Annotated in this window: 16 protein-coding genes, 1 other RNA gene and 1 riboswitch; of the genes, 10 read left to right on the forward strand and 7 right to left on the reverse strand. The window is 67.9% G+C overall.

Annotated elements, in window-relative coordinates:
• Positions 1-11: 11 nt before the first annotated feature.
• Positions 12-824, reverse strand: coding sequence for an ABC transporter ATP-binding protein (locus DIE17_RS28070; RefSeq protein ID WP_124521539.1), 813 nt, complete (start codon positions 822-824; stop codon positions 12-14).
• On the reverse strand, positions 821-1,819 hold the full coding sequence (locus DIE17_RS28075; RefSeq protein ID WP_124488465.1) for an iron ABC transporter permease: 999 nt from the start codon (positions 1,817-1,819) through the stop codon (positions 821-823). Before DIE17_RS28075 ends, DIE17_RS28070 begins: the two co-directional genes overlap by 4 nt.
• A gap of 687 nt (positions 1,820-2,506) precedes the next feature.
• A riboswitch (cobalamin riboswitch) is annotated at positions 2,507-2,760 on the reverse strand.
• Between the two features lie 165 nt (positions 2,761-2,925).
• Between DIE17_RS28075 and DIE17_RS28080 the strand changes: the two genes are divergently transcribed.
• The 5 genes from DIE17_RS28080 (at position 2,926) to DIE17_RS28100 (ending at position 5,313) form a co-directional block, all read left to right on the forward strand.
• Positions 2,926-3,276 carry an ATPase gene (locus tag DIE17_RS28080; RefSeq protein ID WP_044845635.1) on the forward strand — a complete coding sequence of 117 codons (351 nt, stop codon included), beginning with the start codon at positions 2,926-2,928 and terminating at the stop codon, positions 3,274-3,276.
• Entirely contained in the window at positions 3,273-3,587 is a 315-nt protein-coding gene (locus DIE17_RS28085) for a cell division protein ZapA (RefSeq protein ID WP_011885730.1), read from the forward strand. Before DIE17_RS28080 ends, DIE17_RS28085 begins: the two co-directional genes overlap by 4 nt.
• A gap of 80 nt (positions 3,588-3,667) precedes the next feature.
• A non-coding RNA gene (gene ssrS / locus DIE17_RS28090) (6S RNA) lies at positions 3,668-3,849 on the forward strand.
• A gap of 69 nt (positions 3,850-3,918) precedes the next feature.
• Complete coding sequence (locus DIE17_RS28095) at positions 3,919-4,380, forward strand: EVE domain-containing protein (protein WP_044845634.1); 462 nt, start codon at positions 3,919-3,921, stop codon at positions 4,378-4,380.
• 192 nt (positions 4,381-4,572) lie between these two features.
• Positions 4,573-5,313: an SIMPL domain-containing protein gene (locus tag DIE17_RS28100; RefSeq protein WP_044845633.1), complete on the forward strand. Its 741-nt coding sequence runs from the start codon at positions 4,573-4,575 to the stop codon at positions 5,311-5,313.
• 181 nt (positions 5,314-5,494) lie between these two features.
• Here DIE17_RS28100 and lgt read toward each other — a convergent pair whose 3' ends face one another.
• Both lgt and DIE17_RS28110 read right to left on the reverse strand, forming a co-directional pair.
• The gene (gene lgt / locus DIE17_RS28105; protein WP_044845632.1) at positions 5,495-6,385 is read right to left on the reverse strand and encodes a prolipoprotein diacylglyceryl transferase; all 891 of its coding nucleotides are present in this window, start codon (positions 6,383-6,385) and stop codon (positions 5,495-5,497) included.
• An 89-nt stretch (positions 6,386-6,474) separates the two neighbouring features.
• Complete coding sequence (locus DIE17_RS28110; RefSeq protein ID WP_044845631.1) at positions 6,475-7,392, reverse strand: LysR substrate-binding domain-containing protein; 918 nt, start codon at positions 7,390-7,392, stop codon at positions 6,475-6,477.
• 135 nt (positions 7,393-7,527) lie between these two features.
• Here DIE17_RS28110 and ilvD point away from each other — a divergent pair, with 135 nt between their 5' ends.
• Both ilvD and DIE17_RS28120 read left to right on the forward strand, forming a co-directional pair.
• A complete protein-coding gene (gene ilvD / locus DIE17_RS28115; protein WP_124488468.1) occupies positions 7,528-9,201 on the forward strand; it encodes a dihydroxy-acid dehydratase in 1,674 nt (557 codons plus the stop codon).
• Positions 9,202-9,326: 125 nt separating this feature from the next.
• Positions 9,327-9,656, forward strand: coding sequence for a c-type cytochrome (locus DIE17_RS28120; RefSeq protein ID WP_124488469.1), 330 nt, complete (start codon positions 9,327-9,329; stop codon positions 9,654-9,656).
• Between the two features lie 136 nt (positions 9,657-9,792).
• Here the strand turns inward: DIE17_RS28120 and DIE17_RS28125 are convergent, their stop codons facing one another.
• Genes DIE17_RS28125 through DIE17_RS28135 form a run of 3 tightly spaced genes read right to left on the reverse strand, consistent with a single transcriptional unit; the run spans position 9,793 to position 12,524 of the window.
• Complete coding sequence (locus DIE17_RS28125) at positions 9,793-10,536, reverse strand: DUF2486 family protein (RefSeq protein ID WP_124521536.1); 744 nt, start codon at positions 10,534-10,536, stop codon at positions 9,793-9,795.
• A gap of 25 nt (positions 10,537-10,561) precedes the next feature.
• Positions 10,562-10,978, reverse strand: a complete 417-nt coding sequence (locus tag DIE17_RS28130) for a DNA polymerase III subunit chi (RefSeq protein WP_006757287.1) — start codon at positions 10,976-10,978, stop codon at positions 10,562-10,564.
• Positions 10,979-11,012: 34 nt separating this feature from the next.
• On the reverse strand, positions 11,013-12,524 hold the full coding sequence (locus DIE17_RS28135) for a leucyl aminopeptidase (RefSeq protein WP_124521534.1): 1,512 nt from the start codon (positions 12,522-12,524) through the stop codon (positions 11,013-11,015).
• Positions 12,525-12,646: 122 nt separating this feature from the next.
• Between DIE17_RS28135 and lptF the strand changes: the two genes are divergently transcribed.
• Genes lptF through DIE17_RS28150 form a run of 3 tightly spaced genes read left to right on the forward strand, consistent with a single transcriptional unit; the run spans position 12,647 to position 15,299 of the window.
• Positions 12,647-13,738: an LPS export ABC transporter permease LptF gene (gene lptF / locus DIE17_RS28140; RefSeq protein WP_044845625.1), complete on the forward strand. Its 1,092-nt coding sequence runs from the start codon at positions 12,647-12,649 to the stop codon at positions 13,736-13,738.
• 3 nt (positions 13,739-13,741) lie between these two features.
• Positions 13,742-14,890, forward strand: coding sequence for an LPS export ABC transporter permease LptG (lptG, locus tag DIE17_RS28145; RefSeq protein ID WP_124488472.1), 1,149 nt, complete (start codon positions 13,742-13,744; stop codon positions 14,888-14,890).
• A gap of 25 nt (positions 14,891-14,915) precedes the next feature.
• Positions 14,916-15,299, forward strand: a complete 384-nt coding sequence (locus DIE17_RS28150) for a sirohydrochlorin chelatase (protein WP_124488473.1) — start codon at positions 14,916-14,918, stop codon at positions 15,297-15,299.
• Positions 15,300-15,351: the final 52 nt, after the last annotated feature.

A 15,351-nucleotide genomic window follows, 5' to 3' on the forward strand; every position in this document is an offset into this window, starting at 1 on the left:
AAGAAGGAAGTTCATCGTCGCTCGGGCCACGCGGGCAGCAGCGCATCGCGACCGTTCTCGCGGATCAGCACGAGCGGATAGCCGAACGCGTCGCTCGCGCGCGCCGGCGTCAGCACGTCGAGCACGGGGCCCGCCCACGCATGGCCGCGGCCGTCGAGCAACAGCGCGTGCGTCGCGAAACGCCGCGCGAGATTCAGGTCGTGACACGAGAACAGCACCGTGCGCGGGCCCGCGTCGAGCCACGCGGCCAACGCGGTCAGGCCGTCGATCTGGTGATGCAGGTCGAGATGCGCGAGCGGCTCGTCGAGCAGCATCAGCGGCGCGTCCTGGCACAGCGTCGCGGCCAGCGCGACACGCTGCCGCTCGCCGCCCGACAGCGACAGCACGTCGCGCGACGCGAGCGCGCTCAGCCCGAACGTCGCGAGCGCGTCGCGCGCTGCCGCGCGGTCTGCCTCGCGCTCCCAGCCCCAGCCGCCGAGATACGGAAAGCGGTTGAGCAGCACCGTGTCGAATACCGTCGCGCTAAAAGCGTCGTGCAGTTGCTGCGGCATCAGCGCGCGGCGCCGGGCGAGCTGTTCGGGCGGCCAGGCGGCGAGCGGCCGGCCGTCGATCTCGACCTGCCCGCCGGCGGGCCGCTGCAGGCCCGCCAGCGTCGCGAGCAGCGTCGTCTTGCCGGCGCCGTTCGGCCCCGCGACACACCAGATCTCGCCGGGCCGGAACACCTGCGTGAAGCCGTCGAGCAGGGTCCGTGCGCCGGCCCTCAGCGTGAGGTCGAGCGCCGCATAGGTCATGTCGCCGGCGGTGTGCGGCGAGACATGCGTCATCGCATCGGTCTCCTCAGCAACATCCACAGGAACACCGGCACACCGATCAACGCGGTCATCACGCCGACCGGCAATTGCGCGGGCGCGATGGCGGTGCGCGCGAGCAGGTCGGCCGCCATCACGCCGCCGCCGCCCGCGAGCATCGCGGCGGGCAGCAGCATGCGCTGGTCGTTGCCGAATGCGAGCCGCAGCGCGTGCGGCACGACGAGGCCGACAAAACCGATCGTGCCGGCCGTCGTCACCGCGGCCGCGGCGGCCAGCGACGCGACGAGGTAGATCCGCATGCGCAGCCGCGCGACCGGCACGCCGAGCGCGAGCGCGGTCGCGTCGCCACGCAGCAGCACGTTGAGCTGCGGCGCGGCCGGCAGCGCGACGCAGGCGGCCAGCAGCAGCGCGCCCCATGCGAACCAGGGCGCCGTCACGCCGTTCAGATCGCCCGTCAGCCAGAAGATGATGCCGCGCAGCCGCGCGTCGGGCGCGAGCGACAGCAGCAGCGTGACGAGCGCGCCCCACCCGGCCGCGATCACGACCCCCGTGAGCAGCAGCCGCGGCGACGCGTCGCGCGCATCGCCGCGCCACAGTTCGCGGCGCGCAAGCCCGAGCACGAGCGCGACCGACACGAGCGCGCCGGCGAACGCGGCCGCATCGACGAGCCACCACGCGGCGCCCGCGATCATCGCGACGAGCGCGAAGCCGGCCGCGCCGCCCGACACGCCGAGCACGTACGGTTCCGCGAGCGGATTGCGCAACAGCACCTGCAGCAGCGCACCGGCCAGCGCGAGCAGCGCGCCGCACGCGAAGCCCGCGAGCGCACGCGGCAGCCGCAACGTGCGCACGATGTCGGCGAGCAGTGCGTCGCCGCCGTGCGGCACGAGCGACGCGAGCGCCTGCCACGGCGACATCGGCACGCTGCCGATCGACAGCGACGCGACGAACAGCAACGCGACCACGGCCGCGAGCGCGACCCAGATCGCGGCGGCACGTGCGGCGCTCATGCGCCGCACGGCATCGCGCATGACGCGTGACGCTTTCGCTGACCGTCATGGCCGGCCGGGCGCGGCACCGGCGTCGCGCTCCGGCGTGTCGTAGGCATACGCAAGCTCGTCATCCTCGTCGAACAGGTTGTTGATGCGTGCACGGACGAACCGTGCCCGGTGATGTCATCGCACGCACGGTCAGGATGCCATGCGCGGCATGACGCATGATTCACGGCCGGCGACGCCCCATACCGCGCGCGACGATCGGCACCCGGATTCCGCATTTCGTCGCCCGGGACCCGCGATGCGGCGGCCGGCCGCGTGCCGGTCGCACCGACGTGACACGCGCGCGATCCGTCGCGCCGCATCCTCGCACGGCCCACGTTCTGCGCAATATAGTGGAAGCCGCCGCAGCGGGTCGATCGGCATCGCGCTTGCGTCACCGTCAGGCACGCTCGGTGCGGCAACCACGGCGGCCGGCAGCAAGGGGACAGCGTCGCGCCACGCGACCGGGCGCGGTGCCGCGACGACCGGCGTCGTCGCCGATCCGGACGAATCGGCGTGCGCTGCGCTCCGCGCGATGGCGGCAGGCGACATTGCGCAGCGTGCGCCGCACGCCGTGCGAACGATTGGGGTCAGCATCGAAGACAAGTCCCGTGAAGCACTGCGCGCCCCGCTTCCCCGCGGGCCGTGCGTCATGAAGCCGTGCAGGCTCCTCGCCTCGGCCGGTATCCGGGCTGGCGGCGTACCGGCTCGCCTTCCCGCGCGTATCACGCGCAGTGGCCCGCGCCAGCGTGCGACCTGCACGCGAAACGCACCCGAGCCGGCCTGCGTCATGCGACGCGGCCGCTTACCGTTGCGGGGGCAGCGCAGGTTGGCGAACTCCGGGCGGAGCACGCGCCCTGCTTCCCGTTTAACCGCGCGACGCACGCGCGAGCACCGAGGCGGCGCCAGTTTAGGAGCGGGCCGCGCGAGCGTCAAGGAAGCGTCCGGACGCATGCGGAACACGTGCCGGACCCGTGTATTCGCGGCAAGAAGCGGGGGTGTTACGACTGGAAACGTTACAGATGTCGGAATGCGCGTTATTCCGCGCTAAAATGCTGGGTCTTTAGAGGACGCAGCAAATGCTCAACGAACTCGAAACTTTATCTCAAAATATTGGCCGTCTGATCTCGCTGAACAAGCGCTATCACTCGGAACGGCTCGCGCTCGAGGAGCAGGTCGCGCAATTGCGCGCGGAAGCGGACACGGTCCGCGCGGAACTCGCGCAACTGCGCGACGAACGCAATGCGCTCGCGGCCGAGCGCGACACGCTGTCGGCAAAGATCGACGACGCCCAGGTCAAACTGAATGCGATTCTCGAAAAGCTGCCGCGCACGAAGAGCGCGGAGCAAGCCGACAACCAGCTCGACCTGCTGGATGCGCAGGCGCGCACGGACAGCGACGACGCGGCCAGCCACGGAGAACATGCATGAGCACCAAGCAGATCGAAGTCTCGATTCTCGGTCAGCCCTATCGGCTCGCCTGTTCGGCCGAGACCGAAGCGGCGCTGCTCGAGGCCGTCGCACGCGTCGACGCAGAAATGTCGAAGATCCGCGCGAACAGCTCGGTGCGCGGCACCGACCGCATCGCGGTCATGGCCGCGCTGTCGCTCGCGTCCGAATTGCTGCGGCTGCAAACGAGCGTGCGTCACGGTGAAGCATTTCCGGCGGAAGAAATCCGTCGTACAATGCACCAGATGAACGAACAACTCGGCGCGGTGCTCGCACAGCACGAGACGCAGTAACGTTTGATCGATGCGTCGATTCCCCTTGATCTCGGCGATCAACGGTGGTCAAATTGGCGCAACGAAACACAGTTCAGTCAGCTTCCCTGCCTGGTTCGCCAAGGTCATATATTCCTTGAACCAATGCCATGTGCACGGTTGCGGAAATTTGTAGCACGGGCGCGCGCGTCACTCTGTCTGATGTACCCGAAGTGCTGCTAACTGCGACCAATTCTGAACCCCAGGTTCAGGATGCCGGCCTAGCGGCCAAGGCGGGGGCCTATTCAACGGCATCGGGAAGTCCCGATGCCGTTTCCTTTTGCAGCAGCCCTTTCTGCGTCGATCACGATCCATGCAATACTGGCTGATGAAGTCCGAACCGGACGAAGCAAGCATCGACGATCTCGCGCACGCGCCGCAGCACTCGCTGCCGTGGACCGGCGTGCGCAACTATCAGGCGCGCAATTTCATGCGCGACACGATGAAGATCGGCGACGGCGTGCTCTTCTATCATTCGAGCTGCCCGGAACCGGGCATCGCGGGCCTCGCCGAAGTCTCGTCGACGCCCTACCCCGACCCCACCCAGTTCGATCCGGCAAGCCCGTATTACGATCCGAAGTCGACGCAGGAGGCACCGCGCTGGCTGCTCGTCGACGTGCGCTTCGTGAAGAAGTCGCCGCTCGTGCCGCTCGCCGCGCTGCGCGAACACGACGAACTCGCCGACATGCGCGTGCTCGCACGCGGCAACCGGCTGTCGATCACGCCCGTCACGCGTGCCGAGTGGCGCTTCATCACCGAAAAGCTGATGAAGTAGGCGTACGCAGCAAGCACACGCCAAAGGTCAAATCCGGTCAACACGCGCCACCGCCACGGAACTCGCGGCGCGTTCGCGCAGCCTAAGCAACCGCTGTCGCCGCGATCGGGCGGCGGCCGTTTTTCGTCGCGCGGTACGCCCGCGTCGCGCACGCGTGATCCGCGTGCGCGCCCTCGCACAAGGAGTCCAACAATGACCAAGAAATCCGCACTCGCGCTGTCGCTCGCCCTCGCCGCCGCCGTGCCCGTCGCGCTGACGCTCGCGTCGCCCGCCGCGCATGCGCAGACCGCGAACCCGCACTTCCCGGAGCCGGCGGGCGTGCTGTCGCTGTCGTCGCAGGCCAGCGCCGACGTGCCGCAGGACATCATCCACATCACGCTGTTCTACGAACAGCAGGCGAAAGACCCGGGCAGCCTGACGTCGGCGCTGAACCAGCGCGCCGACGCCGCGCTCGCGCAGGCGAAGGGCGTGTCGGGCGTCACCGCGCACACCGGCGCGTTCTCCGTCTATCCGAGCACCGATCGCGACGGGAAGATCTCCGCATGGCGCGGTCGTACCGAAGTCGTGCTCGAATCGCGCGATTTCGCGGCGGCGTCGAAGCTCGCGGGCCAGTTGTCGAACCAGATGCAGATCGCGAACGTCGAGTTCTCGTTGTCACCCGAAGCGCAGCGCGCGGCCGAGCAGAAGCTCACGACCGAAGCGATCAAGTCGTTCCGCGCACGCGCGGACGAAGCCGCGAAGGCGTTCGGCTACAACAGCTACTCGATTCGCGACGTGAACGTCGGCGGCAGCCGCAACGTGCAGCCGTACCCGCGCATGATGGCGATGGCCGCCGCACCGATGGACAGCGCGAAGATGAGCGCGCCGATTTCGGTCGAAGGCGGCAAGGCGACCGTGTCGGTCACGGTCAACGGCTCGGTGCAGATGAAGTAACGCGCATTGCGCAACACGCGGCAGATGTGAAAACGCCGGCCCTCGGGCCGGCGTTTTTCGTTTGCGATCCTGCGATCGACGCGCACGCCGATCGTGCGCGTCCGCATCGCATCAGGCATCACGCATCACGTGCCATGCATCACACGACTCGCACGTGACGCAACCGCATCACGCCGCGACATCACGCGACCGCATTCGCCGCGCGACGGCGATACGCCCACACCAGCAACGCGACGCCCGCGAGGATCATCGGCAACGACAGCCACTGCCCCATCGACAGGCCGAGCGCGAGCAGGCCGAGGAAGTCGTCCGGTTCGCGCGCGAATTCGACCGTGAAACGCGCGAGCCCGTAGCCGATCAGGAACAGCGCGGAGATCGCACCCATCGGCCGCGGCTTGCGCGAGAAGAAGAACAGCACGAAGAACAGCGCAATGCCTTCGAGCGCGATTTCGTAGAGCTGCGAAGGATGGCGCGGCAGCATCTGGTACTGCATGAACACGTCGGCCAGATGCCACTTCTCGACGAGCGCCGGATGCTTCGGCAGCCATGCCGCGTCATCGCGCATCGCGCCCGGGAACAGCATCGCCCACGGCGCGTTCGGATCGGTCACGCGGCCCCACAGCTCGCCGTTGATGAAGTTGCCGAGCCGCCCGGCCGCGAGCCCGGTCGGCACCATCGGCGCGACGAAGTCGGTGACCTGCAGCCAGTGGCGCTTGCGCTGCCATGCGAACAGCGCCATCGCGAGCGTCACGCCGAGGAAGCCGCCGTGGAACGACATCCCGCCTTCCCACACCTTGAACACGTCGAGCGGATGCGAGAAGTAGAAGTCGGCCTTGTAGAACAGCACGTAGCCGAGCCGGCCGCCGAGCACGGTGCCGAGCACGCCGTAGAACATCATGTCGTCGATGTCCTTCGCGGTCCAGCCCTGCGCCGCGACGTGCGGCAGCTTCAGGCGGATCCGGCCGACGACGATCGCCGCGATGAAGCCGACGAGATACATGAGGCCGTACCAGCGCACGGCCAGCGGCCCGAGGTGGATCGCTACGGGGTCGAAATTCGGGTGAATGATCATGGGTTAGCGATGAAGTTTTCGAATGCGGTACGGCGCTCGCACCGGCGCCGCACCGCGCATTGGACGGCGCCGGCGCGCCATCGTTCGCGTCACGTGGCCAGCCCCTGCGCGCGCACGACGTCGATGAAGCCGGCGAGCACGGGGCTGACGTCGCCCGTGCGCCACACGAGGCCGGTTTCGACGACCGGCGCGTCGCCGGCGAGCGGCCGGTAGACCACGCCGGTGCGCCGCAGGTTACGCAGCGACTGCGGCACCAGTGCGACACCCATGCCGGCCGACACGAGGCTGACGATCGTCTGCATCTGGATCGCCTCCTGGCCGATGCGCGGGGTTTCCCCCGCCGCGCCGTAGCAGCCCGTAATGATGTCATAAAAGCCGGGCGCCAAACGACGCGGGAAGATCACGAGCGGCAGCGCGGCCAGGTCGGCCAGATGCACGGGTTCGTCTTCGGACACGCCGTGCGCCGCGGCCGCCGGCATCGCGACCACCAGCGGCTCGCGCACGACCGGCAGGTACGACAGCCCAGCCGCGTGGCGCGGCGGCACCGGCGGAATCACGAGCCCCGCGTCGATGCGGCCCGCGACGAGTTCGTCGATCTGCACGTCGCTCGTCGCCTCCGCGAGCTGCAGCCGCACTTGCGGATAACGCGCGCCGAACGCGCGCAGCAGCGACGGCAGCAGCCCGTAATCGGCGGTCGACACGAACGCGAGCGACAGCGAACCGGCTTCGCCGCGCGCGAGGCGCCGTGCGAGCGGCGGCAGCGCGTCGGCCGACGCGAGCAGCCGGCGCACGTCGGGCAACAGCGCCGCACCGACCGCCGTCAGCGCGACCGAGCGCTTGGTGCGCGCGAACAGCGCGACGCCGAGCGTGTCCTCCAGTGCCCGGATCGCCTGCGACAGCGGCGGCTGCGTCATCGACAGGCGCTCGGCCGCGCGGCCGAAATGGCGCTCGTCGGCCACGGTCACGAAATAGCGCCACTGGCGCAGGTCCGGCGTCGGTTCGGCCATCTCTCACTCATTCGTAAAACGACTTAATAAGCGACAAATAATATATTGGACATCCCAAACCGGAAACTCCATGCTTGACTGATCCGAACCGGTGCGCCGATCGCGGGCGTCGCCAATACAACGATGGAGTCCCCCATGCCGTACAACCGTCGCTCGAAGCACATCACGCAAGGCGTGGCCCGTTCGCCGAACCGCTCGATGTATTACGCCCTCGGCTACCAGAAGGACGATTTCGACAAGCCGATGATCGGCATCGCGAACGGCCACTCGACGATCACGCCGTGCAACTCGGGCCTGCAGCGGCTGTCCGATGCCGCCGTCGCGGCGGTGAAGGCGGCCGATGCCAACCCGCAGATCTTCGGCACGCCGACGATCTCGGACGGCATGTCGATGGGCACCGAGGGGATGAAGTACTCGCTGGTGTCGCGCGAGGTGATCGCCGACTGCATCGAGACCTGCGTACAGGGCCAGTGGATGGACGGCGTGGTGGTGGTCGGCGGCTGCGACAAGAACATGCCGGGCGGGATGATCGCGCTCGCGCGCCTGAACGTGCCGGGCATCTACGTGTACGGCGGCACGATCCGCCCCGGCCACTGGAAGGGCCGCGACCTGACGATCGTGTCGTCGTTCGAGGCGGTCGGCGAGTTCACCGCGGGCCGGATGTCGCAGGAAGACTTCGAAGGGGTCGAGAAGAACGCGTGCCCGACGTCGGGCTCGTGCGGCGGGATGTACACCGCGAACACGATGAGCTCGTCGTTCGAGGCGCTCGGCATGTCGCTGATGTACTCGTCGACGATGGCGAACCCCGATCAGGAGAAGGTCGATTCGGCCGCCGAATCGGCACGCGTGCTGGTCGAGGCCGTGAAGCGCGACCTGAAGCCGCGCGACATCATCACCAAGGCGTCGATCGAGAACGCGGTATCGCTGATCATGGCGACCGGCGGCTCGACCAATGCGGTGCTGCACTATCTCGCGATCGCGCACGCGGCCGAGGTCGACTGGACGATCGACGACTTCGAGCGCATCCGCAAGCGCGTGCCGGTGATCTGCGACCTGAAACCGTCGGGCCAGTACGTCGCGACCGACCTGCACCAGGCCGGCGGCATCCCGCAGGTGCTGCGGATCCTGCTCGATGCGGGGCTGCTGCACGGCGACTGCATGACGATCACCGGCCGCACGATCGCCGAGGAGCTGAAGGACGTGCCGGGCGTGCCGCGCGCGGACCAGAAAGTGATCTTCCCGATCGATCGCGCGCTGTACAGGGAAGGCCATCTCGCGATCCTGAAGGGCAATCTCGCGGAAGACGGCGCGGTGGCGAAGATCACCGGTCTGAAGAACCCGGTGATCACGGGCCCGGCGCGCGTGTTCGACGACGAGCAAAGCGCGATGGACGCGATCCTCGGCGACCGGATCCGCGCGGGCGACGTGCTGGTGCTGCGCTATCTCGGCCCACAAGGCGGCCCCGGCATGCCGGAAATGCTCGCGCCGACGTCGGCAATCATCGGCAAGGGGCTCGGCGAATCGGTCGGCTTCATCACCGACGGCCGCTTCTCGGGCGGCACCTGGGGGATGGTGGTCGGGCACGTCGCGCCCGAAGCGTTCGTCGGCGGCACGATCGCGCTCGTGCAGGAAGGCGACTCGATCACGATCGACGCGCACCGGCTGGTGCTGCAGCTGAACGTCGACGATGCGGAACTCGCGCGCCGGCGCGCCGCGTGGAAGCAGCCGGCGCCGCGCTACACGCGCGGCGTGCTCGCCAAGTTCGCGGCGCTCGCGCGTCCGGCGAACCAGGGCGCCGTCACCGGCTGATGCGGCGCGCGGGGCATGCGACCCCATTGCGAACGGCCGCCGGGGAAACGCGCAAAACGCGCTTTCCCTTTGCTTTTATAATGCGCGGACCGTGAAGCCGGCCGTCTCCGCCGGCGGAGAACCGCATGAAACAGACGATATTGCGCGCGCTGCTCGTGGCGCTGCTGACCGGCAGCGCGGCGGCGGCACACGCCGACTCGGCCGGCGACGGGTTCGCGCTCGCGCAGCGCAAGAACTGCATGGCCTGCCATGCGGTCGGCAAGCCGCTGATGGGCCCGTCGTTCCACGACATCGCCGGCAAGTACGTGGCGCGCACCGACGCCGTCGATTACCTCGCGCAATCGATCGTGAAAGGCAGCGTCGGGGTGTGGGGTGGCGTGCCGATGCCCGCCAATACGCAGTTGACGAGCGCAGAAGCGCACACGCTCTCGCAATGGGTGCTGTCGCTGCGCTGAACCGGATGACCGGATGCGTACACCGCGCCTTGCGCCCGGCAGCGTTCCGCGCTTGTCGTTGCAACCGGCCGGCAATCGTCAGCGACGATGACTGGAGCCGCGCCCGCGGCCCCTGCGCACGAAACGTGCGGCGGGCTCAGCCTGAATGACCGGTCCGGCGGCGGGCGATCTCCGCATCGACCGCGTCGCGAACCCACTCCATCACTTCGGTTTCGAGCGCCAGCGCCACTTCGCGCGTGATCTGGCCGACGAGCCAGGCCGTATGGTCGTGCAACGCGTCGCGACAGCGGGCCTCGATGGCCTCGCGCCCTTCGCCGGTCAGATAATTCGTCAGCCGATTGCGCAGACGCTCGGCGATATGCTGCGTGTCCTCCACCGTCAGCGCGGCGGCTACATGCGCGTCCGGATGCGACGCGCCGGTGAGTTGAGCGGTAGCCAGCCCGCCGGCAGCCGGTGCAATCACGTGGGACAGCATCGCTTCGCCAGCATCGCGCGGCATCGCGGCAACGCCGGCCTGCTGCGCGTCGTCGGCGGCCAGCGCGGAGCGCAGCGGCGCCTGCGCCGCGGCCGACTCCTCGGCGACGACGTGCCCGGCGGCACCGGGTTGCGCCGGCGCATCGCTGTCGCCCGGCAATTCGACGGTCGGGATGTCCGGCGTCGGCACCGGCTCGACCACCACGAACTCGGGGTCGGTGCCCGGCTGCTCCGGCGCGGCGGACGCCCGAGCCGGATGGCCTGATACCAGCACGTCGGTCAGCACCGGCACCGCGGCAACGTCGTGCGGCGGCGCGTCGGCCGCGGACGAACGCGCCGGCACCGGCTTGCCCGGCACCAGCACGTCGGTCAGCGTCGGGATCGAAGAGGATTCGGCTTGTGTCACGGGAACGCTCCGTCGACGGTTTCGGCTAACTGCCCTGCTTGTAGTTGTTCAGCGCGTAGCCGCGATCGCGATAGAAGCGGTAGCGGTCGCGGCCCGCGGCCAGCTCGTCCGGCGCATTGCCGACCACTTCGAGCAGGCGCTCGAAGCGGGCGAACTGCGCGGGTACGGCCGCGCCGAGGTTCAGCAGCACATGATGATGCGGCGCCTGGTCGAGATCGGCGGCCAGCACGATCGGCGTGCCGGCCGCGTGCGCGCTGTCGACGCCGCAGTGCGGAATGAAATCGAGCGGCGAGAACGTCCAGAGCCGCTCGTCGAGCGCACGCAGGCGCGCGGGCTCCGCGAGCACGACGACCGGCTGCCCGGCCTGGTAGGCCTTGCGCAGCAGCCGGCATGCGTATGCGAGCGAATCGCCGACGTTCGAATGGAAATCGATTCGCGTCATTGCCCGCGTACCCGCATCGTCGTGAGACCTGCCATCACTGGCCGGCGCGGTCGATCAGGAACTGCGCGAGCAGCGGCACCGGACGGCCGGTCGCGCCCTTCGCCGCGCCACCCTTCCATGCGGTGCCGGCGATGTCCAGGTGCGCCCACGGATAGCTGTCGGTGAAGCGCGACAGGAAGCACGCCGCCGTCACGGCACCGGCCGGACGCCCGCCGATGTTCGCGATGTCCGCGAAATTCGACTTCAGCTGATCCTGGTACTCATCGTCGAGCGGCATGCGCCATGCCGGATCGTTCGCTTCGCGCGATGCGTCGAGCAGTTCGCCAGCGAGTGCGTCGTCCTTCGAGAACAGGCCGCTGTTGTGGGCGCCGAGCGCGATCACGCAGGCGCCCGTGAGCGTCGCCACGTCGATCACCGCGGCTGGCTTGAAGCGCTCCGCATAAGTGAGCGCGTCGCACAGGATCAGGCGGCCCTCGGCGTCGGTGTTGAGCACCTCGATCGTCAGCCCCTTCATGCTGGTGACGATGTCGCCCGGCTTGGTCGCGTTGCCGCCCGGCATGTTCTCGCAGGTCGGCACGATCGCGACGACGTTGATCTTCAGGCCCATTTCGGCGACCGCACGCATCGTGCCGAGCACCGAACCCGCGCCGCACATGTCGTACTTCATCTCGTCCATGCCCTCGCCCGGCTTCAGCGAGATGCCGCCCGTGTCGAACGTGATGCCCTTGCCGACCAGCACGACCGGCGCGGCCTTCGCGGCGGCGCCCTGGTAGTGCAGCACGATGAACTGCGGCGGCTCGACCGACGCGCGCGCGACCGACAGGAACGAGCCCATCTTGAGCGCCTGGATCTGCTTCAGGCCGAGCACCTCGACCTTCAGACCCCAATCCTTCGCGATCTTCTTCGCGGTGTTGCCGAGATAGGTCGGCGTGCACACGTTGCCCGGCAGGTTGCCGAGGTCGCGCGTGAGATCCATCCCGTTCGCCAGCGCGACGGCCTGCTTGACCGCCAGCTTGGCGGCCTTCTCATCGGCCGGATCGACGCTGAACACGACGCGCTTGAGCGTGTGCGACGCCGGTTCCGGCTTGCTCTTCATCTGCGTGAAGCGGTAGGTCTCGTTGCGCAGCGCGAGAATCGCCGCCCGCACACCCCAGTCGGAGCCGCGCTCGTCGACCGGCAGTTGCGCGAGCGAGAACGTGACCTGGCCGACCTTGGTCGCGAGCAGCGCGCGCCATGCGGCCGTCACTGCGTCGTTGTAGGCTTTCTGATTGAAAGCATCCTGCTTGCCGAGGCCGACGAGCAGCACGCGCGATGCGCCGATGCCCGACACTTCGTGCAGGAACAGCGTCTTGCCGCGCTTGCCGTCCATGTCGCCGGCCTTCACCACGCGCGAGATCAGCCCCTTGGTGGCCGTGTCGATGTCGAGCGCCGCGCCCGAGAGAGTCTGCGCCTCGAAGATGCCGAGCACGATGCAGTCGGACTTCCCGGTCAGGAACCCCTTGGCCTCGCCTTTGCTCCAATCACAGCCTTTTATGCTAAAGTCCATCGCGCTTGTCCTCGGATAAAATCTGGGCTAAGGATGAAAGCCGCAATTATCCGCTATTTTTCCCGTGGCGGCGCGAGCGCTCCACCACGCGTGCGCAGCCTCCCGCCCTCTTCTCATCAAGAATGATCTTCGAACGCTCCCTCCAGCGCGAGCTTGCGTATACGGCTGGCGCCGTGTTCATGGTGCTGCTCACGATCATGCTCACGACGATGATGATCCGCATCGTCGGCTATGCCGCGTCCGGCGAAATCGATCCGCGCGACGTGCTCGTGCTGATCGGCCTGACCGTGATCGGCTACCTCGCCGTGATGCTCGTCGTCACGCTGTTCGTGTCGATCCTGTTCGTGCTGACCCGGTGGTACCGGGACTCCGAAATGGTGGTCTGGCTTGCATCCGGCGTGAGCCTCACGCGCCTGATCAAGCCGATCGGCGTGTTCGCCACGCCGATCGTCCTGCTGATCGCGTTCTTCGCGTTCGTCGGCTGGCCGTGGTCGAACCAGCAGAGCAAGATGATCAAGGCGCGCTTCCAGCAGCGCGACGAGATCTCGCTGCTCGCGCCGGGCCAGTTCCGCGAATCGGCCTCGAACCATCGCGTGTTCTTCATCGAGAAGATGTCGCCGGACCAGAGCAAGGTGCAGAACGTGTTCGTCACGTCGACCGAGAACGGCAAGGTCAACGTCGTCGTGTCGCACACCGGCCATACCGAAACGAAGGACGGCGATCGCTTCGTCGTACTGGAAGACGGCCGCCGCTACGACGGCACGCCCGGCCAGCCGAACTTCAAGATCATGGAGTTCCAGCGCTACGGCGTGAAGATCACGAGCACCCCGGTCACCAACGTGCCGACCACCAACAGCACGCCGACACCGGACCTGCTGCGCAACCCGACGCGCGACAACCTCGCGGAATTCGCGTGGCGCGCGGGGCTGCCGCTGATCGCGATCAACCTGATGGTGCTCGGCATTCCGCTGTCGTACCAGAACCCACGCCGCAGCCGCACGATCAACCTCGTGATGGCCGTGCTGATCTACCTGACGTACTCGAACCTGCTGAACGTCGTGCAGGCACAGATCGAGCAGGGCAAGATGTCGTTCGGCGTCGGCCTCGTCGGCCTGCACCTGGTCGTCGCGGCGATCGTCGCGTTCATCTTCTGGTTGCGCGTGCGCAATCGTCCGCTGTTTACACGCGCGCTGTTCGGCCGCTCGGGAGCATGATCGATGCGGCTCTATGAAAAATACTTCGCGCGGCAGATCTACGTCACGTTCATCTTCATCCTGTTCGCGTTCTCGGGCCTGTTCTTCTTCTTCGACCTGATCAGCGAACTGAACTCGGTCGGGCACGGCAACTACAAATTCGGCTACGCGGTGCTGCGCGTCGCGCTGCAAACCCCGTCGCGCTTCTACGAGATCATCCCGGTCGCCGCGCTGATCAGCGCGATCTACGTGTTCGCGCAGATGGCCGCGAACTCGGAATTCACGATCTTCCGCGTGTCGGGCCTCGCGACCAACCAGGCGCTGCGCTCGCTGCTGAAGATCGGCGTCCCGCTCGTGATCATCACCTACCTGATCGGCGAGTTCGTCGGCCCGTACGCCGACCAGCTGTCCGAACGCGTGCGGCTGCAGGCGCTCGGCGCGTCGGTGTCGTCGAACTTCCAGTCGGGCGTGTGGGTGAAGGACACGCTCGCGGCCCGCGAGAACGGCGAGCAGGTCACGCGCTTCGTGAACGTCGGCAGCCTGTCGCCCGACTCGACGATCAGCAACGTGCGCATCTACGAGTTCGACTCGAAATTCCAGCTGCAGAACGTGCGGATCGCGCAGACGGGCCGCTACGAGCCGCCCGGCCACTGGTTGCTCAAGGGCGTCACGGAAACCGAACTGACGCCGATCAAGCCGATCGGCGGCGAACCGGCCGACGCGCTGAACCCCGTGTACCGGTCGCAGCAGGTGACGCTGCCCGAATACCGGCTGCGCTCGGACCTGACGCCGCAGATCCTGTCGGTGCTGCTCGTGTCGCCGGAACGGATGTCGCTCATCAACCTGTTCCGCTACATCCAGCACTTGCGCGAAAACCAGCAGGACACGCAGCGCTACGACATCGCGCTGTGGCGCAAGCTGCTCTACCCGTTCGCGGTGTTCGTGATGCTCGTGCTGTCGCTGCCGTTCGCGTACCTGCACACGCGTGCCGGCGTGGTCGGCGTGAAGGTGTTCGGCGGCATCATGCTCGGCATGAGCTTCCAGCTGCTCAACACGCTGTTCTCGCACATCGGCACGCTGAACACGTGGCCCGCGCCGCTGACCGCGGCGACGCCGGGCCTCATCTATCTCGCGCTCGGCCTGTTCGCGCTCAAGTGGGTCGACCGGCACTGAGCGCGGTCACGACGGAGGCTTCGACATGAGTTCGCACGGCATCGTCCTGTTCGGCCACGGCGCACGCGATCCGCGCTGGGCCGAGCCGTTCGAGCGGCTCGCCGCGCGGCTGCGCGGGGCCGGCTCCCCTGCTCCGCACGTGTCGCTCGCGTTTCTCGAACTGATGACGCCGTCGCTCGATACGGCCGTCGCCGCGCAAGTCGCGGCCGGCTGCACGCGCATCACCGTGGTGCCCGTGTTCTTCGGTCAGGGCGGGCACGTCCGCCGCGACCTGCCGCAGCTCGTCGACGCGTGCCGCGCCACGCATCCGGGCGTCGAGATCCGTTGCGCGACGGCTGTCGGGGAAGACGACGGCGTGCTCGATGCGATCGCGCGCTACTGCATCGACCAGGTCGGCCGCGACGCGTAAGCGCATCGCTGGCCGAAGCGGCGAGCCCAAACGAAAAAGCGCCGGCTTCGGA

It is taken from the genome of Burkholderia sp. Bp9099 (assembly GCF_003857805.1).
GTDB lineage: Bacteria > Pseudomonadota > Gammaproteobacteria > Burkholderiales > Burkholderiaceae > Burkholderia.